Below are 22,763 nucleotides of genomic sequence, written 5' to 3'. Positions count from 1 at the left end.
CCTACCGGCAGTATCCATAACCGGAAGGTTCAGCCATGTCCTATGTGAGTCCGGCAGAGTTTGTCGGAAAGATGATCGACGCCGGCGAATCCAAAGCGATGATGTCGACCCGGGACACGCTCATCCGCGCCTTTATGGCCGGGGCCATCCTCGCCATCGCCGCTGCGTTCGCCGTGACCGTCACCGTGCAGACCGGCAACGCACTGGCCGGTGCAGTGCTCTTCCCGGTCGGGTTCTGCCTGCTTTACCTGCTGGGCTTCGACCTGCTCACCGGCGTGTTCACCCTGGTGCCGCTCGCGCTGCTCGACAAACGTCGCGGCGTCACGGTCCGGTCGGTCCTGCGCAACTGGGGCTGGGTGTTCCTGGGCAACTTCGCCGGTGCGCTCACCGTGGCGCTGATGATGGCGGTGGTCTTCACCTACGGGTTCAGCGTCGATCCCAACGAGGTCGGACAGCGGATCGGCGAGATCGGCCACAGCCGCACCGTCGGCTACGCCGAACACGGCGCGGCCGGAATGCTGACTCTGTTCATCCGCGGTGTGCTGTGTAACTGGATGGTGTCGACCGGAGTGGTGGCGGCGATGATGTCGACCAGTGTGTCGGGCAAGGTGATCGGGATGTGGATGCCGGTGATGCTCTTCTTCTACATGGGTTTTGAGCACTCCATCGTCAACATGTTTTTGTTCCCTTCCGGGCTCATGCTCGGCGGTGACTTCTCGATCAGCGACTACCTGGTGTGGAACGAAATCCCGACAATGGCGGGCAATCTCGTTGGCGGATTGACGTTCGTAGGGCTCACACTGTTCGCGACGCACGCGCGCACCGGCCAGTCACGGCTCGTCGATCTGCCCCCGGCGCCGTTGACGGGCCGGAGAGAGGGTCTCAACGCGTGACCACCATCCCCGCCTACCGCCGGTGACCCCAGGTCGGGCCGGTTACCAGTCGGCCTCGTCGAAGCGCACGACACCGCGGATGTTGTTGCCGTCCAGCATGTCCTGGTAGCCCTGGTTGATGTCTTCCAGGCGGTAGGTGCGGGTGATCATGTCGTCGATGTTCAGCAGCCCGGACTTGTAGAGCGCGGTCAGCCGCGGCGTCTCCACGTGGGAGCTGCCGCCACCGAAGATGTTGCCCTTCAACGTCTTCTGCAACATGGTGAACAGGAACAGGTTCAGCTTGACGTCGGCGTCCATCATCGAGCCCATCCCGGTCACCACACAGGTGCCGGTCTTGGCGGTGAGGATCAGCGCCTCCTCGACGTACTCGCCCTTCATGTCGCCGACGGCGATGATGACCTTGTCCGCCATCAGTCCGTGGGTGACGTCGATGACCGGGACGATGGCCTCGGCCATCGACGGATACACGTGCGTGGCACCGAACTTGATGGCCTGCTCGCGCTTCCATTCGTTCGGGTCGATCGCGATGACCTGCTTGGCTCCCGAGATCACCGCACCCTGCAGCGCGCTCATGCCGATTCCGCCGACACCGACGATGATCACGGTCTCCCCGGGCTTGACCTCGGCGACGTTGGTGGCCGAACCGAAGCCGGTGGGCACCGCGCAGCCCATGATGGCCGCGGTCTCGAACGGGATGTCATCGTCGATCTTGACGACCGAATCCTTGTGCACCGTCATGTACGGAGCGAAGGTGCCCAGCAGGTTCATCGGCGACACCTCATGCGAACCGGCATGAATGCGGCTGGTGCCGTCGGCGATGGCCTTGCCGCCGAGCAGCACGGCGCCGCGGTCACACAGCGAGCGGAACCCCTTCAGGCACGGCGGGCAGGTACCGCAGGCCGGGATGAACGCCAGGATGACGTGATCACCCTCGGCGATGCCGGTGACGTTCTTACCGACCTTCGTCACCACCCCGGCACCCTCGTGCCCGCCGAGGGCGGGCAGTCCGATCGGGGTCGCACCGGTGGTGATGTGGTAGTCGGAGTGGCACATGCCGGCGGCATGCATCTGAATCTGCACCTCGTCGGCCACCGGGTCGCCCAGGTCGATCTCGTCGACCTTGAACGGCGAATTGAGCTCCCACAGCAGGGCACCTTTGGTCTTCATGGAAGCCGATAATAGAACACGTTTCAGATAGAGCAATAGCGTGGCCGTGAACAGCAGGTATACCGGCTTTCTTTCGTCGTTGACGACAGCTGCGATGAATCCACCTCATCCCGGCGGTCTATCCATCAGAACGACCAGAATCGATCAGAGAGGTGCCCTGACATGTCTGCCAAGACTCAGATCAACGCCCGCATCGTGCCCAACCTATGGTTCGACCGGGAAGCCCTCGAGGCCGCCGAGCACTACATCGCCGCCTTCGGCGGAAACGGCAGGATCATCGGGACGACACCCGCCCACCCGGGCGCACCGTCACCGCAGGATGTGCCGATGGTGGTCGAGTTCGAAATCGACGGCCAACCCTTCGTCGGCATCAACGGCGGCCCGCAGTTCACGTTCAGCGAGGCCGTCTCGCTGGAAGTGCGGGTGGACGGCCAGGAGCAACTCGACCGCATCTGGGCCGCCCTGGTCGAGGGTGGCCAGGAGCAGCCCTGCGGCTGGCTGAAGGACAAGTACGGGTTGTCCTGGCAGGTCACCCCGACCGCCTACTACGACCTGATGGCGCGCGGTGACGACGCAGCCAAGGAGCGGCTGATGAACGCGGTGATGGCCACCTTCGGCAAGTTCGATGTGGCCGCACTCGAGGCGGCGCACCGATCAGAGGACGGGCGGTAACCCGAACTTCTCGAACAGCCGGGTGTCCAGGAACGCGACCACGTGTGTGATCCCGGCGCCGGTCACGTCCAGGACGTGCAGTTGGAACGCTTCGTGCACATCGGTTTCCGGGTTGCGCAGGTACATTCCGGCGGCGGTCTGGCCGTTGGCGGTGGTGGACACCAGCCGCATATCGCCCGCCCGTTCGGCCGGACATTTGTCGCGAGACAGGGCGCCGATGGCCTTGGGGCCGACATACCAGCCGTCGAACGGTGGCATCTCCCAGATGGCGTCGTCGGTGAACAGCTTCTCCAGCTTGTCGACGTCGTAGGCCTCGAAGGCCGAGATGTAGCGCTTCAACAACTCCTGAGCCTCCGGGGACTCCGGTGCGGCCAACGGCTGGTCCTCGCTGGGGCCGACGGCATCGAGCTGGGCTCGCGCCCGCTGCAACAGGCTGTTGACTGCGGCCGTCGATGAGCCGACCGCGTCGGCCACCTCGGCGGCACGCCACTGCAGCACATCGCGCAACACCAGCACCGCGCGCTGGCGCGGCGAGAGATGCTGCAGGGCCGCCACGAAGGCCAACCGCACCGATTCGCGGGTGCCCACTATTGCTTGCGGGTCGGCTGGATCATCGGCGTCGGGAAGCGGTTCCAGCCACGGAACCTCGTGCCGCTCATGGATGTCCGCATGGGGATCGGAACTCTGTGTACCCAGGCCCGATGGCAGCGGACGGCGCTGCTTGCCTTCCAGGGCAGTCAACGAGGTGTTGGTGGCGATGCGGTACAGCCAGGTGCGCACCGAGGATTTGCCCTCGAACCGGTCGTAGGACTTCCAGGCGCGCAGGAATGTCTCCTGAACCAGATCCTCGGCGTCGTGCACCGATCCGGTCATCCGGTAGCAGTGCGCCAGAAGCTCGCGCCTATACCGCTGGGCGTCGGCAAGGAACGCATCTTTGGAGTCGAACCGGTCATCTACCGCTGTGAGGACGCTCACGATGGCGAGCTTACCGAGCCCCACCGACAAGCGGGATGCATCAGGCGTTGCAGATAGGCTCGTCGGGTGGCGACAACCCGCAGTGAGCGCAGTTTCGACGGTGTCGGCGGCGTGCCGATCTTCTACGACGTGTGGACTCCGGAGGGCAGGAGCGAAGCGACCGGGGAGTCAGCTTCGGCCACAGCACCGAACGGCGTCGTCGTCCTCTGTCATGGTTACGCCGAGCACGCCCGCCGCTACGACCACGTCGCGCAGCGATTCGGCGAGGCCGGATTGATCACCTATGCGCTGGACCTGCGCGGCCACGGCCGGTCTGGGGGCAAACGGGTCTATCTGAAGAACATCTCCGAGTACACCGAGGACTTCCACCACCTGGTCGGGCTCGCCACGGCCGCGCACCCCGAACTCAAGCGGGTGGTGCTCGGGCACAGCATGGGCGGCGGGGTCGTCTTCACCTATGGTGTCGAGCACCCCGACGATTACGCCGCGATGGTGCTGTCGGGTCCGGCGGTGTACGCGCAGGACGGGGTGTCCCCGGTGATGACCGTGGTCGCCAAGGTGTTGGGCGGCCTGGCACCCGGGCTGCCGGTGGAGGACCTACCCGCCGATGCCGTCTCGCGTGACCCCAAGGTGGTGGCGGCCTATGAAGCGGACCCGTTGGTGCATCACGGCAAGCTGCCGGCCGGTGTCGCCAAGGCGCTGATCGGTGTCGGCGAGACCATGCCGCAGCGGGCGGCCGCACTGACCGCGCCGCTGCTGGTGGTGCACGGCGGCCAGGACAAGCTGATTCCGGTGGCCGGCAGTGAGCGCCTCGTGGAATGCGTCGGTTCCACCGACGTCGCGCTCAAGGTCTACCCGGAGCTCTACCACGAGGTGTTCAACGAACCCGAGCGCGCCGTGGTGCTTGACGATGTCACTTCGTGGATCGAGACCAGACTGTGAAAAGAGCCGCCCGTCAACTGTTCACGGTGTTGCTGGCCACTCTGTTGGTCGCCGCCTGCTCCTCCGGGGAGCAGGCGGCCGGCGAACAGGGCTGGGTGGAGGACGAGGTGTCGTTCACCGATTCCTCCGGGTTGACGCTGTTCGGCACCTACCGGCACCACGGCGACGACGCCGGGCCGGCCGCGCTGCTGATCTCCGAGAGCGGCCAGACCGACCGCAACGGTGACAATGCGGTGGCCGGACCGGTGGGCAACATGCGCCAGCTCGCCGAGTACCTGTCCGAGAAGGGCATTGCCTCACTGCGTTACGACAAGGTCGCCACCGGCAAGACCGGCCTGGGGCCGTACGCGCAACGTCCGGCCGACGTGGGGAGCGCCGCCTATTCGGCAGGGGCGCGTGCCGCAGTGCGGTACCTGGCCGGCCGCCCCGGCACCGACGGGACGCGCATCTCGGTGTACGCGCTCGGCGAGGGCACCATCCACGCGATGACGCTGGCCGACGATATCGAGCCGGACGCGCCGAAGATCCACTCGCTCGGGCTGTTTCAGCCGCTGCCGGGCCGCTACCTGGACATCATCAGTGCCCGCGTGCGCGTCGACGTGGATGCGGCGATCGACGCCGGGGCCAAGACACCCGAGCAGGGCAAGACCGTGCTCGACGCCTGGGCCGCGGCGGTCGACGAAGCGCGCACCCGAGGGACGGCGCCTGCTCAGCTACCCGACGGACTCGGGGCAATTCTCAACGCGGGCAACGTCAAAGCCGTCGTGGAGGCCGATGCCATCGACCCGCAGGCGCTCGCGGCGAAGCTCCCGACCGGCACACCGGTCCTGCTGACCTGTTCGGACTCCGACGGCCAGGCCAACTGTGAATCGGTCCGCCCGCTGACGGCCGCGCTCAAGCACACCGCGCTGACCGTGGTGGACCTCAAGGGTGTCAATCACGTACTGCGCGACGACCCGTCCGACAACGTCGCCAACTACGCGAAACCCGGCCCGTTGTCCCCGCAGTTGATCACTGCCCTGGACAATTTCGTCACCAAGTAGGCCCAAGGCTGTGGATGAACTCGTATCTGTGGACAACCCTCGTGACAAGACCGGACATGTCGGAACGACTTCCTAGCGTGGACTCATGAGCAACGACAAGATGCTGGCCCGCATCGCGGCCCTGCTGCGCCAGGCCGAGGGCACCGACAATGTCCACGAGGCCGAGGCGTTCATGACCGCGGCACAACGGCTGGCCACCGCGACATCCATCGACCTGGCAGTGGCCCGCGCGCATTCGGCGCAACGCACTGCGGCGCAGGCACCGGTCCAGCGCACCATCACCATCGGTGAACCCGGGACCCGCGGCCTGCGCACCTACGTGCAACTCTTCGTGGTGATCGCGATGGCCAATGACGTGAAATGCGATGTGGCCTCCAATTCCACGTATGTGTACGCCTACGGCTTCGGTGAGGACATCGATGCCAGCCATGCGCTGTACGCCGGGCTGCTGGTGCAGATGGTGCGGGCCTCCGACACCTACATCGCCTCCGGCGCGCACCGCCCCACCCCGACGATCACCGCCCGCCTCAACTTCCACCTGGCCTTCGGTGCACGTGTCGGCCAGCGCCTGTCCGAGGCCCGCGACGAGGCCCGGCGCGCGGCCACCGAGGACACCACGCGGGCGCCGGGAACCGCGCTTGCGTTGCGTAACAAGGATCTGGAACTCACGTCGTTCTACCGCCAGTCGTCCGCGGCACGCGGTACCTGGCGCGCCACCAGCGCAACGGCCGGGTACTCCTCGGCAGCACGGCGCGCCGGGGACCGGGCCGGCCGGCGCGCCCGGCTGGGCCCGAGCCAGGAGATCTCCGGGGCGCGGGCACCGCTGGAGCGCTAGTGCGTGACAGTCAGCGCGCGAAGGTCTACGCCGCAGAGGAATTCGTGCGCACCTTGTTCGACCGCGCCGCCGAGCACGGGAACGGTTCGATCGATTTCTTCGGCACCGCGCTGACGCTGCCGCCGGAGGCGCGTTTCGCCTCGGTCGAATCGGTGCGCCGCTACGTCGACGATGTGCTGGCGATGCCCGCAGTGCGTGGACGGTGGCCCGAGGCAGGACAGCTCGCGGTCCGGGCTCGCCGTGGGCAGACCGCGGCGCATTACGAATCCGGGACGATAGCGGTACCGGACCGGCACACCACCTGGGCGCTGCGGGAACTGGTGGTGCTGCACGAGATCGCTCACCACCTGGCCGGTGCGGGCGCCCCGCACGGCAGGGAGTTCGTCGGCACGATGACCGAACTGGCAGGCTGGGTGATGGGACCCGAGGTCCAGCACGTGCTACGCGTGATCTATTCGAAAGAGGGGGTGGCCGGATGACCGAGCCTGCCGCGGTGGACAAGTTGTTCGACGAGTTGCTGCACACCGAGGACGATGCGCTGCGTGCGGCGCGGGCCTCGACAGAGCCCGCCGGGATGCCCGCCATCGAGGTCTCCGCGCAGCACGGCCACCTGCTGACGCTGTACGCAAAGCTCACCGGCGCCCGTAGGGTGCTCGAAATCGGCACGCTCGCCGGGTATTCGACGATCTGTCTGGTCCGGGGCGTGGGCCCGCAGGGTCGGGTCGTCACGCTGGAGTACGAGCCCCGGCACGCCGAGGTGGCAGCGGCCAATCTGGCCAGGGCCGGGGTGGCCGACCGTGTCGAGGTGATCGTCGGCGCCGCGCTGGACACCCTGCCCACGCTGACCGGTCCGTTCGACCTGTTCTTCATCGACGCGGACAAGGAGAACAACCCGGCCTATGTGGAGGCGGCGATCGGGCTGGCCGCTCCGGGTGCGCTCATCGTGGTCGACAACATCGCCCGCGGAGGCCGGGTGCTCGAGCCGGCGCCCGAGGATGCGCAGGCCATTGCGGTCCGCGACACTCTGGCGATGATGGGGGACCATCCGCGCCTGGATGCGGCGGCCATCCAGACCGTCGGCGCCAAGGGCTGGGACGGGTTCGCGGTCGCCATCGTGACCTGAGTGACCCGGAATCGCTTGTTGGAGCGGTGGTTTGACTGTCCTCCTATGACTTGCCTCCAGTTCGGGCTATCAGACATGCGAACGGGTTGGTGTCGAGCACTGTGGGTGGGTCAACGTCCTTTGCGCGCTTGTCTCACGCGCGGAGGAACTTTCGGGCTCAGACGTGAACCCTTGCGCGCGGCCTTGACACGGCGTAGGATCGAACACAAGTTCGAATGCGACGTAGCTCCCATCGCGACCCGGTGAGCTGCAGACCGCGACTCCGGTCGCCGATTGGTTCGATGGTCCCGCGGGACCGGTCGGACCGTATTGCCTGATCGTGCTCTGTGGGCACCTTCTTGAAAGTCGGTATCCAGTATGGACGCCACCCATCTCGACACGTTTGTCGATGCGTTGATTGATGAGCTTGCCGCGTCGCCTGTTCCCGAGCGCGACGCAGAGCGCAGGCTGTTTCACTTGCTGGACAGTCCCCGCCGGATCGTCGATGAACAGCCCCTGCTGGCGGTGCTGGCCGCCGCGGTCACCGCCCGCAATCTGCTGGATCATGTGATCGCCCAGGCGGTCGCGGCCGCGGAACGTCTTGGTATTCCGGCCCGCAAGCATCTGCGCTCGGGAGCCGATCTGCTCACCAGTTGCGGCGTCGCCCCCGGCGCGGCCTACCGGGCGGCGCGGGTGGGCCGCGCGGCGCACACGCTGCCGGCGTTGACCCGGGCCCAGCGCCTCGGTGGGATCGGTATCGAGTTCGCGGACGCCGTCGGCAAAGGAGTCGCCCACATCAACAGCCGAGTCCCGTTGTCCGAGGAGGACCTCAATGAGATGACTGCGGTGGTCACCGACGAAGGGCGGGTCAGCGCAAACCTGGACCTCGATGCGCTCACCGGCGAGGAACTGCTCACGGCATTGGATCCGTTGTGCCGGCCCATCCCACTGCCGGACGGTTCACCGGACCCGCGCCCGATCGGTAAACGTCGCTCGGACGCCCTCGGACAGTTGGTGCGCACCTACCTGTCGCACTCGCGGCGCCCAGCCTCGGGAGGGGTGCTGCCGCACGTCACCCTGATCCGCCCGCAGGCGCCAGGGTTAGTGGACACCCTGGGGTTCACCGGGCCGGTCAGCGCCATCACCGCCGACTTGATTGCCTGTGACAGCACCCTCACCGCGGTGACCGTCGACCCCGCCGGGGCACCGTTGAACGTCGGACGCAGCGAGCGACTGTTCACACCGGCGATCCGAAAAGGGTTGGCAGTGCGCGACGGTGGCTGCGCCCACCCCGGGTGCGGGCGGCCGGTGTCCTGGTGCGATGCCCACCACATCCGACCGTGGAGCGCCGGAGGCATTACCAGCGTCGACAACGGCGTGCTGTTGTGCCGGCTGCACCACACCGCGATCCATCACGGCGGGTGGCAGGTCTACCTCGGCGCTGATCGGCACCCCTGGTTCATCCCGCCCCACGACGCGGACGAAGCAGAGCCGGCGCACCTGCGCTCCCACGCCCGACGCACCATGACCGACCTACCCACAGCCGCATAACCGACTTTTCAGGCACCTTGAAAACTACACAGAGAAACGGCCCACGCAGTGGGTCCGGCGGGTGATCGCGCCGCCGGACCCACCACGATCAACCATGCAGCGGGCGCGGCACGAGAAGGTCTTGGGCCGACTGGCAAGAGCTGAGTGCAGCGAAACACGCCGGGTCATCGAGGGACCGGACGCTGTATTGGGTATGACCCCATCCATGTGGAAAGTGATTCGGGACGTCGAGGCGCCCGCAGACACCGTGTGGCGGATTCTGACCGATCTCGAAGCCTGGCCGCGTTGGGGACTGACGGTGTCCAGGGCAGAACTCGACGGCACCGCGTTCCTGCTGGGCGCGACGGGGCGGGTGTGGACACCGGTCGGTGTCCCGCTGCCGTTCGTGATCTCTGAATTCGATCCCGGCCGGACCTGGGGTTGGGATGTGGCCGGGGTACCCGCCACCCGGCACGGCGTGCGGCCGACCGACGGCGGCTGCCGGGTCTGGATGAGCGCGCCGGTGTGGGCGCCAGCCTATTTGCCGGTCCTGGAGGTCGCGGTGCGCCGGATCGCGAAGATGGCTCAGTAGAAGGGAGCTCAGCGAAGCGAGGCCCACTGAAAAGGCGCGGCTCAGTGAAAGGTGTAACCGCCGTCCGGGAACAGCGTGGACCCGGTGGTGGACGGATTCAGCAGCAGATAGCCGACGGTCTGGGCGATCTCGTCCTCGGTGCTCAGCCGACCCAGCACCGTGGCCGTCCGGTAGGAGGCGAACGCCGCGTCCCGCACCTCGGCATCGCGGCGGGCCCACAGGGCGCCGTCCACCGTGCCGGGGGCGATCGCGTTGACGCGGATGGGACTGAGTTCGACGGCGAGTCCACGCGCCAGCCCCTCGATCGCGGAGTTGGCGGCGCTGTAGGCAGGCGCCGGGCCGGCGGGCCGGGCCCCGGCCGCACCGGACATCAGTACCACCGACGCATCGGCGGCGAGTTTCGGTAGCGCGGCCTTCACGGCGCGGTACTGGCCCCAGAACTTGGAGTCGAAGGCCGTTGCGGCATCGGCGACCGAAAGCTCTGCCAGCGGGCCGGTGACGTACGTGGCCGCGGTGGTCAACAGTCCGTGCACCGTGGCGATTTCGGCGAAGAACCCGTCGATGCTCGCCGGGTCCGAGGTGTCGACCACACCCCACTCGGCCGCCTCACCCAACTGATCGGCGGCATCGCGAAGCGTGGCCGCGGTGCGACCGCCGAGCACGACCCGACCACCGGCGGCGGTGACGAGACGCGCGACCGCCAAACCGATCCCCGAGCCGCCGCCGATGAGGACGACGGTTCGACCGGCAAAAGCAGTCTCCGACAACAGATATGGCATGACCTCAGGCTAGGGGCCGCCACCCGGTCCCACCCCGGTTCAGATCACTCGGATCTCAGCTGCAGACCGCGCCGACCGCCGCCGAACCGACCAGCTTGGTGTACTTGGCGAGCACACCGGTCTTGTACACCGGGGGCAACGGCTCGAAACCCGCCTTGCGGGATTCGAATTCGGCCTCGTCGACGAGCAGATCGAGGGTTCCATTGGCGACATCGAGACGGATCCGGTCGCCGTCCTGCACGAAGGCGATCGGGCCGCCGTCCACCGCCTCGGGGGCGATGTGGCCGACGCACAGGCCGGTGGTGCCGCCGGAGAACCGACCGTCGGTCATCAGTAGTACATCCTTGCCCAGCCCGGCGCCCTTGATCGCACCGGTGATGGCCAGCATCTCGCGCATACCCGGGCCTCCCTTGGGGCCCTCGTAGCGGATCACGACGACGTCGCCGTGCGTGATGGTGCCGTCCTCGAGTGCGTCCAGCGCCGCCCGCTCGCGCTCGAAAACCCGTGCGGTGCCCTCGAATACGTCGGAGTCGAATCCTGCGGACTTGACCACCGCGCCCTCCGGCGCCAGCGAGCCGTGCAGGATGGTGATGCCCCCGGTGGGGTGGATCGGGTTGTTCATGGCGCGGAGCACCTTGCCGTCCGGGTCCGGCGGCTCGATGTGGGCCAGGTTCTCGGCCATCGTCTCACCGGTGACGGTCAGGCAATCCCCGTGCAGCAGGCCGGCATCGAGCAGCGCGCGCATCACCACGGGCACGCCGCCGATCTCGTCGACATGCTTCATCACGTAGGCGCCGAACGGTTTGACGTCGGCGAGGTGCGGGACCTTCTGCCCGACGCGGGTGAAGTCCGCCAGCGTCAGTTCGACCCCGGCTTCCCACGCGATGGCCAGCAGGTGCAGTACCGCGTTGGTGGAACCGCCGAACGCCATCACCACGGCAATGGCATTCTCGAAGGCCTCCTTGGTGAGGATGTCGCGGGTGGTGATTCCGCGGCGCAGCATCCCGACCACCGCTTCACCGGACCTGCGCGCGTACTCGTCGCGGCGCTTGTCGATGGCGACCGGAGATGCACTGCCCGGCAAGGACATGCCCAGTGCTTCGGCGGCCGAGGCCATGGTGTTGGCGGTGTACATGCCACCGCAGGCGCCCTCACCCGGACAGATGGCGCGCTCGATGATGTCGACGTCCTCACGCGACATCAGCCCGCGCGCACACGCCCCGACCGCCTCGAAGGCGTCGATGATGGTGACTTCCTTCTCCGAGCCGTCGGTCAGCTTGGCCAGGCCCGGCATGATCGAGCCGTTGTACAGGAAGACGCTGGCCAGATTCAGCCGCGCCGCCGCCATCAGCATGCCGGGGATCGACTTGTCGCAGCCGGCCAGCAGTACCGACCCGTCGAGGCGCTCGGCCTGCATGACGGTCTCGACGCTGTCGGCGATCACCTCGCGGGACACCAGGGAGAAATGCATGCCCTCGTGGCCCATCGAGATCCCGTCGGACACCGAGATGGTGCCGAACTCCAGCGGGTAGCCGCCGCCGGCGTGCACGCCGGCCTTGACGGCCTGCGCCAGCCGTTGCAGGGACATGTTGCAGGGGGTGATCTCGTTCCACGACGAGCCGACGCCGATCTGCGGTTTGGCCCAGTCGTCATCGCCCATGCCGACAGCACGCAGCATGCCGCGGGCGGCGGTCTTCTCCAGGCCGTCGGTGACATCGCGACTGCGCGGCTTGATGTCGATTTCGGCCGTGGTGGGAAGAGAATCAGAACCTGAGGGCATGAAAATAAGTATGCATTCGGCGTCGTTGCCAGCCCAAACTTATTGTCGATACCCCTCTGGGGTACCGGTAGCCTGGGCCCATGGGCCGAACGGGATTACTGGCAGCACTGGCGGTTGCTGCGCTGATCTCGGGCTGCGGCGGCCAGCAATCCACACCGACGGAGTCAGCCGGGGCGACGACGTCGGGGACCGCCACCCTGACGCCCGGGGTCAATGCCACCGACCGGGCCTTCGCCTACGGGATGCTGGCCCAGCGGCCGCAGATCGACCAGCTGGTCCAGCTGGCGCGCACCAACTCCGGGAACCCGTCGATGGTCGCGATGGCCGACACGCTGGCCGTCAGCGAACAGCAGCAGAGCGAGACCATCAACGCACTGCTCGTGCAGTGGACCGACGGCGAAGAGGGCGGCCAGGGCCCACCCCCCGCCGGCCCGACGCTGTTCGACCGCGGGGCCGTCGAGCGGCTCGGGTCGCTGCAAGGCCCGGAATTCGACAAACTATGGCTACAGGTCATGCTCAACCACCACCAGGCTGTGATGACCATGGCTTCCTCCGAGATCAGGGAGGGTGAGGACATCAACGCCAAGACGCTGGCGCAGGCGATCATCACCACCCGTCAGGAGGAGATCGTTCACATGCAGCAGTTGATGGGAGGCGGTCCGCGATGAGTGAGGCACCGGAGCACGGCTACTCGCCGCAGAAGGAGAACTACGCCAAACGGTTGCGGCGTATCGAAGGCCAGGTCCGTGGGATCGCCAAGATGATCGACGACGACAAGTACTGCATCGACATCCTGACCCAGATCAGCGCGGTCAACAGCGCGTTGCAGTCGGTCGCGCTGGGCTTGCTCGACGAGCACCTGGGCCACTGCGTCACCCAGGCCGTCGCCGAGGGCGGCGATCAGGCCGATGCGAAACTGGCCGAGGCATCGGCGGCGATCGCCCGCCTGGTGCGGTCCTAGCGGCCGCTGAGAGAGATCACAGTTGTAACGAACCACGGCCCGGTGGCGATCAAACTCCCAGGTCAGTGGTGCGGGTCGGACGGCGATGAGGGGTCCGTCCGGCCTCGCCAGGGGATAGCTCGTTCCCCTGCTATGACACACTGGTCTGCAGATATGCCTGTGGAGGTGACATATGGCGCAGCGGACGAGAAGCACACTCGCCAGCGCGTTCTTGGCGGCCGGATTGGTCGTCGGACTTGGTTTCGGCAGCCCGGCTGCCTCGGCGGAACCCCCGGCGCCACCGCCGGCACCGGCGTTCCCCAATCCGTTCGCACCGCCGCCGGCGGCTGAACCCGACCCGTTCGCACCGGTCGGCGGCCCCGGTGCGGTGCCCCTGGCGATCCCGGAGGGCACCCCGGCCGGGCAGAACCCGAACCCCTTCATCGGGCTGCCGCCGTTCGTCCCGCCGTCCTTCAACCCGGTGAACGGGTCGATCGCGGGCGCGGCGAAGCCGATCTACATCAACTTCCAGCGGCCGATCGCCAACCGGCAGATGGCACAGGACGCGGTGCACATCACGTCCAACCCGCCGGTGCCCGGCCGGTTCTACTGGGTCACCGATACCCAGCTGCGCTGGCGGCCCCAGGACTTCTGGCCGAAGGGCGCCGTCGTCAGCATCGACGCCGCGGGCACCAAGTCGACATTCACCGTCCCGGAGCAGCTCGTCGCGACCATCGATGACGCCACCAAGACGATGACGGTGATGCGCGACGGCGAGCAGGTCAAGGAGTTCCCGGTGTCCATGGGCAAGGCGGGCAACGACACCAAGAACGGCACCTACTACGTGCTGGAGAAGTTCGCCGACATGGTGATGGACTCCTCGACCTACGGGGTGCCGGTGGATTCCGACGACGGGTACCGGACCAAGGTCAAGGACGCCGTACGCATCGACAACAGCGGCATCTTCGTGCACGGTGCACCGTGGTCGGTGGGCTCGCAGGGCGAATCCAATGTCAGCCACGGGTGCATCAATCTCAGCCCGGCCGACGCGAAGTGGTTCTTCGACAACTTCGGCAGCGGCGACGCGGTGGTCATCAAGAACACCGACGGCGGGCTCTACAACCAGCCCGATGGCGCGTCGGATTGGCAGATGTTCTAGCCACCCGGCCGCAACGCGAAAATCCCCCGAAACCTCCAGGTTTCGGGGGATTTCTCGTTCTGTGCCTCAGCTCCAGATGCGAACGCGGCGTTCCGGCTCCAGATAGAGGGCATCGTCGGTGCCGACCTCGAACGCGTCGTAGAACGCGTCGATGTTGCGGATGACGCCGTTGCAGCGGAACTCCGGCGGCGAATGCGGGTCGGTGGCCAGCCGGCGGATCGCTTCGGCATCACGCGATTTCGTGCGCCACACCTGCGCCCAGCCGAACAGCACCCGCTGCACACCGGTGAGCCCGTCGATCACCGGCGGCTCCTCACCATCGAGCGACAGCTCGTAGGCCAGCAGCGCGATGGACAGCCCGCCCAGATCGCCGATGTTCTCCCCGACGGTGAACGCGCCGTTGACGTGATGCGAAGCGTCCAGGCTGCGAGGTGTGAACGCCTCGTACTGATCGATCAGAGCGGTGGTGCGATGGCCGAACTCGGTGCGGTCGGTATCGGTCCACCAGTCGACCAGGTTGCCGTCACCGTCGTACTTGGCGCCCTGATCATCGAATCCGTGCCCGATCTCATGCCCGATGACCGCGCCGATCCCACCGTAGTTGGCAGCATCGTCGGCCCCGGCGTCGAAGAACGGCGGCTGCAGAATCGCTGCCGGGAAGACGATCTCGTTCATGCCCGGGTTGTAGTAGGCGTTGACCGTCTGCGGCGTCATGAACCATTCGTCATGGTCGACCGGGCCGCCGAGCTTGGCCAGGTCGCGGTCGTACTCCAGTTCGTAGCCACGCTGGTAGTTGCCGTACAGGTCGGTCCGGTCGACGACGAGCGCCGAATAGTCGCGCCAGCGTGCGGGATAGCCGATCTTCGGGGTGAACTTGTCCAGCTTGGCCAGCGCGCGTTCCCGGGTCTCGGGAGTCATCCAGACCAGGTTGGTGATGCTGACCCGGTAGGCCTCGCGCAGATTGGCCACCAGCTCGTCCATCCGGGTCTTGGCCTCGGGCGGGAAGTGGCGCTCCACGTACAGCTTTCCGACGGCGTCACCCATCAGGTTCTCGACCAGACCGACACCGCGCTTCCAGCGGTCGCGGATCTCCTCGGTGCCGCTGAGTGTCTTGCCGTAGAACGCGAAGTTCTCGGCCACCAACTCGTCGGTGAGCAGTGATGCGCGCGAGCTGATCACCCGCCAGCTCAGCCACTGCTTCCAGTCCTCCAGCGATTCACCCGACCACAGCGCCGCGAACGCGGTCAGGTAGTCGGGCTGGCGCACCACCACTTCCTCGGGGGCCGCCCCGAGCGCACTCACCCAACCGGACCAGTCGAATCCCGGTGCTTCGGTGAGTAGTTCGGTGAAAGCGCGCAGGTTGTAGGTGAGGTCGGCGTCGCGGCGCTTCACCACATCCCAGTGCGCGGCCGCCAGCTTGGTCTCCAGCGCGACGATGCGCGCGGCGGTATTCTCCCATTCACCGGCGTACTCCTCGCCGTGCACCAGGGCGAACATCCGCGCGATATGGGCGGGGTAGCCGGCCAGGATCTCGGCGTGCGAGGCGTCGCGATAGTAGGACTCGTCGGGCAGCCCCAGCCCGGACTGCGACATGTGCAGCAGATAACGGGTGGAGTCCTTGGAGTCGGTGTCGACGTAGACGCCGGTGCCGCCGCCGATCCCGGTCCGCTGCAGCCGGCCCAGCACATCTGCCAGTGCCTCCCGGTCGGAGGCGGCCGCGATGGTGGCCAGCTCGGCCTGTAGCGGGGCGACGCCGACCCGGGCGACGGTGTCGGTGTCCATGAAGCTGGCGTACAGGTCGCCTATCCGCGCCGCATCGGGCCCGTCCGCCGAGGATGCGGAGGTGATGATGTCGCGGACCTGTTCCTCGGCCCGATCGGCCAGGGTGCGGAACGCGCCGTCGGTGGCCCGATCGGCGGGAATGTCGTATTCGGCGAGCCAGCGGCCGTTCACGTGGCCGAACAGGTCATCCTGGGGACGCACCTGGGAGTCGACGAAACGCAGATCGATACCGGAACGAATATCACTATCCAGAGTCACTCTCACATCCTGCCAGAGCCGGCGACCCGGGCACCGGTAGCCTCACGGCCATGCCTGATGAGCAAACCCGGGGGCTGTCCGCTTACGGCATCGCCGCGATCGTGTTCGGTGTGCTCGGGGTGGCCGCCGCGGTCCTGGGAACGATGATCTGGTCCGGACACCGCGACGACGTCACCGAACGGGTGCACCAGAGCGAGGTGCTGCAGGCCGCGGCGGACTGGACCGGCCTGCTGATCAACCTGAACAAGGACTCGGCTGCACAGAACCTGCAGCAGCTACGCGACGGCACCGTCGGCCAGCTCAACGTCGAGTTCGACAAGACCACGGCGCCGTTCACCAGTCTGGTGGCCAAGCTGGATTCCAAGACCGTCGGCCAGGTCGAGTCCGTGTCGATCGAGACGCTGCACCATCAGGCCGGGGATGCGCAGGGCCGGCCGCCCGAGGACTCCCAACCCGAGCTGGACACGGTGGCCTCGCGCACCGACACCGTGCTGGTGGTGGCCACCTCGGTGAACCAGAATGCCGGCGCGGAGCCGACGACCGTGCGCTGGAATCTGCGCCTGGATGTCGCCGACGTGGACGGCAAACTGCTGATCTCACAGCTGGAGACGATCCGATGAGCAACCGGCTGCGGGTACTCGCCGTCGACATCGTGGCCCCGCTGGCCGCCATCGCGGCGCTGGTGTTCATCGGCGCGGCGTTGGACTGGCCGCGCTGGTGGGTGGCGGTGTGCACCGCGCTCGTCCTGCTGATCGTGCAGGGTGTGGTGGTCAACGTGGTGCTGTACCGCCGCGACGGGGTCACCGTGGGCACCGATGACGACGGTCCGGTGCTGCGCTTCGGCGTCATCACCGCCGCCGCGGTGGCGCTGGCTGCGGGCGTGTTCGTCGGCTACACGCAGTGGACGGTCCCGGATCGCAACCTCAACCGGGACAGCGCCGAGGTGGTCGGTATCGCGAGCAGCGTGTCCGAGGCGTCGGCGACCTTCTCGCCGAGCAGCCCCAATGCGTCCATTGACCGGGCCACCGCCTTGATGTCACCGCGGCGCGCCGAGTCCTATCGCAACGAATTCGCAGCTGTGGCAAAGGATTTGACCAGCCGCAACATCTCCGGTCAGGCGCAGACAGTGTCGGCCGGGGTGGAGGCCATCGGGCCGGCGGTGGCCAGCGTCGCCGTGGTGATGCGGGGCACCCAGAACGCCCCGGGCAAGCCCGCCGATGTCGCGGTGCTCGCGCTGCGCGTGACGTTGGAGAAGGAAGGCGGCAAGTGGCTGGTGACCGACGTGACGCCGATCAACGCCCGCTGAGGCGGGGGAGGAGCTAGCCGGAGTTGGCGGCGCGCTGGGCGCGGATCCGGGCGAATCGGTCCGACAGCCGGCGCATCCGGATCATCAACGACGCCGACGGAGTGGTGGCCGCGTCCAGGAACCCGGTGAACTCCTCGCTGGGAACCCCGATACGGGAGGCGAACTCCGGGGCGCCGAGACCGGAGCGTTCCAGTAGCTGGCGCACATGGCGGGCCACTTCGGCGCACTCATTGGCCTCAAGATGCTCGCGGGCCTTCTCCAGGACCTCGGCCAGCGCGGCCGACACCCCATAGGGCTGCTCGGTCGCCAGCACCTCTTCGACCTGCCGGGCGGTCCTGCCGAACGGGTCACGTTTGATGGCGGCGACGATGCGCTGCCACACGTCGAGGTCGTCGTTGTCCAGTGCGGCACGGATCGCCGACGTCGGCCAGAACTCCACGGGCCGCTCGTCGGGACGGCTGAACCTCCCGTCGCTTCGCTCGCCCGGACCGAATTTCCCGTCGCTGCGCCCGCCCGGACCGAACTCCCCGTCGTCCTGCCGGCTCGGCGAGGGCTTCGCGGCCAAACTCACTTCGCCTCCTCCAGCATCGCTACGGCAACCGACAGGCAACTCTGCCGGACTGTGGCCCAATCGGCGTCGGTCTGTTCCGGCGCGTCCGGTTCGTCCGACGGACGCGGGTCTGCCAGCCGTCGAACCAGTTGCGTGGCGACCCATTGCGCCCGCGGGCGTTGTCCACAGTAGTACCGGTCCATGCCGGTGAGGACGCGGGCCGCGGTGTGGGTTTCCATAGAATCCACCAGCCGGGCGAACTCGGTGTAGTCCTTGGTGCTGTTGCGGCACATCAGCAGGTAGCTCTTCAGCCGCAGCGTCTCGGCGCCGGTCGGGATGAGCAGCCGGTCACCGGTGGGCAGCTGCACATTGGTGGCCTCCATCGGGCCGCGGCGCTGCACCGGCAGGCGCTCGGAGTCCGAGGCGGTGGCCAGTGCGTCGAGTGCGACGTTGAGCCGCCCACGCCACATCGTGATGGGATGCACGGGCCGGGCCGCGGTGTTGGTCGGGATGCGCCCGCTGAACCGTCGCGCGCCGACGACATCGGGTGCCGGGCCGCAGCCGCTGAACGCCAGCGGGTCGGGGACCACCACGGTGTGCGGGGCAAGGCTTTTCAGCTTGGCTGCGGATTTGACCACCATGCGCAGGTCCCCGCCGGGCGCGGCCGCCGCGGTCTCGGGGACCATCACCAGGTCGCTGATGTCGACCTTGGGCAGCGGCTTCTCGAAGTCGACCGACGGCAAGATGCGGTCCAGCCAGCGCGGCAGCCACCAGTTCCACTGGTCGAACATCGCCATCAGTGCGGGCACCAGCACCAGCCGCACGATGGTGGCGTCCACCGCGATGGCCGTCGCGCAGGCGACCCCGATCTGGGCGACCAGCGGCATACCCGCGAACGCGAACCCGATGAACACCGCGATCATGATCAGCGCCGCGCTGGTGATGGTGCGGGCGCTGGTCGACACGCCGTAGGTGACGGCGTCGCGGGTGTTGTTGGTGATCAGGTACCGCTCCCGGATCCGGGTCAGCAGGAAGATCTCGTAGTCCATGGACAGGCCGAAGGTCATGGCCAGCACCAGCGGCGGCACCGTGCTGTCCAGCGACTCCAGCGGTGCGAAGCCCAGGTCTTCCAGCCAGCCCCACTGGAACACCACGACCAGGCTGCCGTAGGCGGCGGCCACCGAGAGCACCGTCATCAGCACGCCCTTGAGGGCGAGGAACACCGACCGGATCGCAATCAGCAGCATGACGAACGCGATCAGCGACACGAACAGGAAGACCAGCGGCTGTACTGCCGACACCTGATCGTCGAAGTCCTTGATCAGCGCCGTGGGGCCACCCACGTCGATGCGCAGCGCGCTGTCGACGCGGGGCAGCTCGGCGCGCAACCAGTCCACGGCCTCGCGGGCCCGGAAGTCCTCGGGGTCCACCGACAGCACCGCCGACATCAACGCGCTGTCGTTGTCCTTGCCGATCGCCGGCGGGGACACCGTCGCGACGTTGGGTCCCTGGGCCATCCGCTGCCCGATGGCGTCCAGCGTGCTGCGCGACGTCGAACTGTCCGCATTGCCGTCGGGGAAGGTCACCAGTACCCGCACCGGTCCCAGCGCACCCGGTCCCAGCGCCTCGGAGGCCGCATTGACGCCGCCGCGGATCTCGTGGCTGGGGTCGAACTGGCGCAGCATGCTGTTGCCGAGGGTCATCGCGAACGCGGGGGCCGCCATGGTGAGCAGGAAGACCGCGGCCAGGGAGGCGGACAGCCACGGGCGTCGCATGACGCCGCCGATCCAGCGGGTCCAGAACCGGGACTGGGTGGTATCAGGGCGCCGAGACCAGTGCAGCAGTCGGGACCGTTTGGCCGCGGAGCGACCGAAGGTGGCCAGCACCGCCGGGGTCAGCGTCGTGGAGGTGAGCACCGCGACGGCGACCGCCAGGATGGCGCCGGTCGCCATGGACTGCAGCACCGGGGTGTTGATGAGGTAGATACCGGTGACCGAGGCGATCACGGTGGCACCGGAGAGCACGACGGCCAACCCCGAGGTCGCCATCGCCGCGTCCACGGCCTGGGCCGAGTCGCGGCCGGCCCGCAGCTCCTCCCGATAACGCATCAGGATGAACAGCGAATAGTCGACGGCCAGCGCGATCCCGAACATCGACACCGTCGAGGTCGCGAACACACTCATGGTGGTCACCGAGGACAACAGGAAGACCACGCCCATCGTCACCGCCACCGTGCAGACCCCGAGCAGCAGCGGCATCGCCGCAGCCGCCAGCGAGCCGAAGACCGCGAGCAGGATGATCAGGACGACCGGCAGATTCCATTTCTCGGCCTGCGCGATGTCGTGTTTGGTGGCGTACTGCGCCGCGGCGCCGAGTGCGCCCTGCCCGATGACGTAGAGCCGGACCTTGCCGTTCTCGGATTCGCCTGCCGTGTCCCCGTGGATGCCGACCTTGTCGCGCAGCTGATTGGCGATGTCGACGGCGCCGCTGTTGTTGAAGTCCATCTGCAGCTGGACGACGTAGGGGCGGTCCGGCGCCGGCGGTGGCTGCTGCGGGTTGGGTACCTCGGTGATGCTGGGCACCTCGGTGGCGATGCGCTGCAGCTGAGCGACCGCGGCGTTCATGTCCTCGAACGACGCGTCGGCGCGCGGCACGGCGACCAGCGCCAACGGTGAGGCTCCCTGGTCGGGGAACTGCTCCTCGATCTGGTGCTGAACGCGCAGCGACTGTGAGCCGGCGACTTCGAAACCGCCGCCGGTGAGCTGGTCGGACTGGTTCATCGCCAGGTATACGGAAGGCACCAGAAGCAGAACCCACACCACAAACACCGCCCAGCGATATCTGCGCAGGTTGCTGCTCAAGCGCATCATGAACTGCTGGATGGCGCCCTCTGCCTTTCTCCCCGCTGGCTGGTAGCGAGAGCGTACCGCAGCAGCCTGTGAGGTGGCGGGGGGTCGTTTTCACTTGTGACCAGGCCGGAATGTTCACGTTGCGCACGTGTGCGGTGCACGCACCCCGGACGACCTGCAAGTTTGCTGCGTGGATTGGTCGCCGGATCACCCGGATGGCATGATGGCCTCTGATCGTTTCTGGGTCGGGGATCCGAGCACCGCCGATCGCGACTGTTCGCGAGCCGGTATCACGTGCATCACTGGCAAGGAGTGCCCATGACTGTCACCACTGCGCCGCTACGCCGCGGCCTGTTCGCCGTGTTCGCTGGATCCGCCATCGGCGGGGCCGCGCTGCTCGGCATGTCCGGTGTGAGCGCGCCCGCGGCGGATGCCGCACCCGATCCGTGCGCGGCCAGCCAGATCGCCAAGACCGTCGGTTCGGTGGCCACCTCGATGGGCACCTACCTGGATGCGCACCCGGCGGCCAACCAATCGCTCACGGCGATCGCGGCACAACCGGCGGGCCCGCAGTCGCTGGTCGCGACGAAGAACTACTTCGACACCAACCCGCAGACCGCGAAGGACCTGCAACAGCTGCAGGCCCCGCTGGTCAGATTGTCGGCCCAGTGCAAGCTGCCGGTCACGTTGCCCCAGCTGCTCGGACTGATGCAGGCTGCCCAGACGCCCGCCGCGAATCTGCCGGGCGGGCTGGACGCGCTGGCCAACGTCGGCGCCCAGGGTGCCGCCGACGCGGTGACCTCGGGCACCGTCCCGGGTATCGGTTCGGTGTCCGGTCCCGCCGCTGCCACGCGGTGACGCCGTCGAAGCGGCCATAATCCAGGAGTGCGCACACACGAGCATTCCCCGTCGGAGAACACCGGCCGCACGGTCCTGATGGTCGACGACGACCCGGACGTGCGGACGTCGGTGGCCCGGGGGCTGCGCCATTCCGGCTTCGACGTCCGGGTCGCCGCGAACGGCAAGGAGGCACTCCGGCTGCTTTCCAACGAGGCGCACGACGCGCTGGTGCTGGACGTGCAGATGCCCGAACTGGACGGGGTGGCCGTGGTGACGGCGCTGCGGGCACTGGGTAACGAGATCCCGATCTGCGTGCTGTCGGCCCGCGACACCGTCAACGACCGCATCGCCGGCCTGGAGGCGGGCGCCGACGACTACCTGACGAAGCCGTTCGATCTCGGTGAGCTGGTGGCCCGCCTGCATGCCCTGCTGCGCCGGTCCAGCCATTCCGAACAGGAATCGGACGTCATGATCGTGGGGCCGCTGACCATCGACACCGCGCGCCGCCTGGTCTACGTCGACGGTGAACGCGCCGATCTGACCAAGCGCGAATTCGATCTGCTGGCGGTGCTGGCCGAGAACGCCGGCGTGGTGCTCACCCGGCAGCGCCTGCTCGAGCTGGTGTGGGGCTACGACTTCGACGTCGACACCAACGTCGCCGACGTGTTCATCTCCTATCTGCGGCGCAAGCTGGAGCGCGAGGACCGGCCGCGGGTCATCCACACCGTGCGCGGTATCGGGTACGTGCTGCGGGAAGAGGCGTAATGAG

Annotated in this window: 23 protein-coding genes; 16 read left to right on the top strand and 7 right to left on the bottom strand. The window is 67.5% G+C overall.

All coding sequences use genetic code 11. The features are described from left to right. Nucleotides 1-35: 35 nt before the first annotated feature. Nucleotides 36-893: a formate/nitrite transporter family protein gene (locus ASE48_RS25725; RefSeq protein WP_057169963.1), complete on the top strand. Its 858-nt coding sequence runs from the start codon at nt 36-38 to the stop codon at nt 891-893. Between the two features lie 42 nt (nt 894-935). On the opposite strand, the gene ASE48_RS25720 is transcribed toward ASE48_RS25725, so the two are convergent. After that, the gene (locus tag ASE48_RS25720; RefSeq protein WP_057169962.1) at nt 936-2,060 is read right to left on the bottom strand and encodes an NDMA-dependent alcohol dehydrogenase; all 1,125 of its coding nucleotides are present in this window, start codon (nt 2,058-2,060) and stop codon (nt 936-938) included. Between the two features lie 162 nt (nt 2,061-2,222). On the opposite strand from ASE48_RS25720, the gene ASE48_RS25715 reads away from it, so the two are divergent. Then, nucleotides 2,223-2,732: a VOC family protein gene (locus ASE48_RS25715; protein WP_057169961.1), complete on the top strand. Its 510-nt coding sequence runs from the start codon at nt 2,223-2,225 to the stop codon at nt 2,730-2,732. Here the strand turns inward: ASE48_RS25715 and ASE48_RS25710 are convergent. Continuing rightward, nucleotides 2,715-3,707, bottom strand: coding sequence for a sigma-70 family RNA polymerase sigma factor (locus ASE48_RS25710; protein WP_442928759.1), 993 nt, complete (start codon nt 3,705-3,707; stop codon nt 2,715-2,717). The genes ASE48_RS25715 and ASE48_RS25710 overlap by 18 nt on opposite strands. Before the next feature lie 66 nt (nt 3,708-3,773). On the opposite strand from ASE48_RS25710, the gene ASE48_RS25705 reads away from it, so the two are divergent. From ASE48_RS25705 to ASE48_RS25675, 7 genes are all read left to right on the top strand, one after another. Then, nucleotides 3,774-4,649, top strand: coding sequence for an alpha/beta hydrolase (locus ASE48_RS25705; RefSeq protein WP_057169959.1), 876 nt, complete (start codon nt 3,774-3,776; stop codon nt 4,647-4,649). Then, a complete protein-coding gene (locus tag ASE48_RS25700; RefSeq protein ID WP_057169958.1) occupies nt 4,646-5,692 on the top strand; it encodes a hypothetical protein in 1,047 nt (348 codons plus the stop codon). The genes ASE48_RS25705 and ASE48_RS25700 overlap by 4 nt, the downstream gene beginning before the upstream one ends. 85 nt (nt 5,693-5,777) lie before the next feature. Then, complete coding sequence (locus ASE48_RS25695) at nt 5,778-6,527, top strand: DUF2786 domain-containing protein (protein WP_057169957.1); 750 nt, start codon at nt 5,778-5,780, stop codon at nt 6,525-6,527. Next, nucleotides 6,527-7,006 carry a TIGR04338 family metallohydrolase gene (locus tag ASE48_RS25690; RefSeq protein WP_057169956.1) on the top strand — a complete coding sequence of 160 codons (480 nt, stop codon included), beginning with the start codon at nt 6,527-6,529 and terminating at the stop codon, nt 7,004-7,006. Before ASE48_RS25695 ends, ASE48_RS25690 begins: the two co-directional genes overlap by 1 nt. Continuing rightward, complete coding sequence (locus tag ASE48_RS25685) at nt 7,003-7,650, top strand: O-methyltransferase (RefSeq protein WP_057169955.1); 648 nt, start codon at nt 7,003-7,005, stop codon at nt 7,648-7,650. The genes ASE48_RS25690 and ASE48_RS25685 overlap by 4 nt, the downstream gene beginning before the upstream one ends. A 456-nt stretch (nt 7,651-8,106) precedes the next feature. Next, nucleotides 8,107-9,180: an HNH endonuclease signature motif containing protein gene (locus tag ASE48_RS25680; protein WP_235571479.1), complete on the top strand. Its 1,074-nt coding sequence runs from the start codon at nt 8,107-8,109 to the stop codon at nt 9,178-9,180. A gap of 205 nt (nt 9,181-9,385) precedes the next feature. Continuing rightward, nucleotides 9,386-9,751, top strand: a complete 366-nt coding sequence (locus ASE48_RS25675; protein ID WP_057169953.1) for an SRPBCC family protein — start codon at nt 9,386-9,388, stop codon at nt 9,749-9,751. Nucleotides 9,752-9,792: 41 nt separating this feature from the next. On the opposite strand, the gene ASE48_RS25670 is transcribed toward ASE48_RS25675, so the two are convergent. Next, a complete protein-coding gene (locus ASE48_RS25670; protein ID WP_057169952.1) occupies nt 9,793-10,530 on the bottom strand; it encodes an SDR family oxidoreductase in 738 nt (245 codons plus the stop codon). Nucleotides 10,531-10,585: 55 nt separating this feature from the next. Continuing rightward, nucleotides 10,586-12,310 carry a dihydroxy-acid dehydratase gene (gene ilvD / locus ASE48_RS25665; protein WP_057169951.1) on the bottom strand — a complete coding sequence of 575 codons (1,725 nt, stop codon included), beginning with the start codon at nt 12,308-12,310 and terminating at the stop codon, nt 10,586-10,588. Nucleotides 12,311-12,390: 80 nt separating this feature from the next. Between ilvD and ASE48_RS25660 the strand changes: the two genes are divergently transcribed. The 3 genes from ASE48_RS25660 (at nt 12,391) to ASE48_RS25650 (ending at nt 14,409) form a co-directional block, all read left to right on the top strand. Next, nucleotides 12,391-12,978 (top strand): DUF305 domain-containing protein, encoded by a 588-nt coding sequence (locus tag ASE48_RS25660; protein WP_057169950.1) that lies wholly within the window; start codon nt 12,391-12,393, stop codon nt 12,976-12,978. Further along, a complete protein-coding gene (locus tag ASE48_RS25655) occupies nt 12,975-13,271 on the top strand; it encodes a metal-sensitive transcriptional regulator (RefSeq protein ID WP_057169949.1) in 297 nt (98 codons plus the stop codon). The genes ASE48_RS25660 and ASE48_RS25655 overlap by 4 nt, the downstream gene beginning before the upstream one ends. A 172-nt stretch (nt 13,272-13,443) precedes the next feature. Beyond that, nucleotides 13,444-14,409 (top strand): L,D-transpeptidase, encoded by a 966-nt coding sequence (locus ASE48_RS25650; RefSeq protein ID WP_057169948.1) that lies wholly within the window; start codon nt 13,444-13,446, stop codon nt 14,407-14,409. A 66-nt stretch (nt 14,410-14,475) separates the two neighbouring features. On the opposite strand, the gene ASE48_RS25645 is transcribed toward ASE48_RS25650, so the two are convergent. Beyond that, nucleotides 14,476-16,449, bottom strand: coding sequence for a M13 family metallopeptidase (locus ASE48_RS25645; RefSeq protein ID WP_057169947.1), 1,974 nt, complete (start codon nt 16,447-16,449; stop codon nt 14,476-14,478). 50 nt (nt 16,450-16,499) lie between these two features. On the opposite strand from ASE48_RS25645, the gene ASE48_RS25640 reads away from it, so the two are divergent. Together ASE48_RS25640 and ASE48_RS25635 are read left to right on the top strand one after the other, a co-directional pair. Next, the gene (locus tag ASE48_RS25640; RefSeq protein WP_057169946.1) at nt 16,500-17,069 is read left to right on the top strand and encodes a hypothetical protein; all 570 of its coding nucleotides are present in this window, start codon (nt 16,500-16,502) and stop codon (nt 17,067-17,069) included. Next, a complete protein-coding gene (locus ASE48_RS25635) occupies nt 17,066-17,755 on the top strand; it encodes a hypothetical protein (RefSeq protein ID WP_057169945.1) in 690 nt (229 codons plus the stop codon). Before ASE48_RS25640 ends, ASE48_RS25635 begins: the two co-directional genes overlap by 4 nt. Before the next feature lie 13 nt (nt 17,756-17,768). Here ASE48_RS25635 and ASE48_RS25630 read toward each other — a convergent pair whose 3' ends face one another. Next, a complete protein-coding gene (locus ASE48_RS25630) occupies nt 17,769-18,326 on the bottom strand; it encodes a hypothetical protein (protein WP_057169944.1) in 558 nt (185 codons plus the stop codon). Next, complete coding sequence (locus ASE48_RS25625) at nt 18,323-21,175, bottom strand: MMPL family transporter (protein WP_057169943.1); 2,853 nt, start codon at nt 21,173-21,175, stop codon at nt 18,323-18,325. The genes ASE48_RS25630 and ASE48_RS25625 overlap by 4 nt, the downstream gene beginning before the upstream one ends. Before the next feature lie 297 nt (nt 21,176-21,472). On the opposite strand from ASE48_RS25625, the gene ASE48_RS25620 reads away from it, so the two are divergent. Together ASE48_RS25620 and ASE48_RS25615 are read left to right on the top strand one after the other, a co-directional pair. Next, nucleotides 21,473-22,012, top strand: coding sequence for a hemophore (locus ASE48_RS25620; RefSeq protein ID WP_057169942.1), 540 nt, complete (start codon nt 21,473-21,475; stop codon nt 22,010-22,012). Between the two features lie 78 nt (nt 22,013-22,090). Then, entirely contained in the window at nt 22,091-22,759 is a 669-nt protein-coding gene (locus ASE48_RS25615) for a response regulator transcription factor (RefSeq protein WP_082614434.1), read from the top strand. Nucleotides 22,760-22,763 lie beyond the last annotated feature (4 nt).

Origin of the sequence: Mycobacterium sp. Root265 (assembly GCF_001428895.1) — a bacterium.
Lineage (GTDB): Bacteria > Actinomycetota > Actinomycetes > Mycobacteriales > Mycobacteriaceae > Mycobacterium.
The sequence above is the reverse complement of the archived record's forward strand: the minus strand, read 5'-3'. Positions and strand labels throughout refer to the sequence as shown.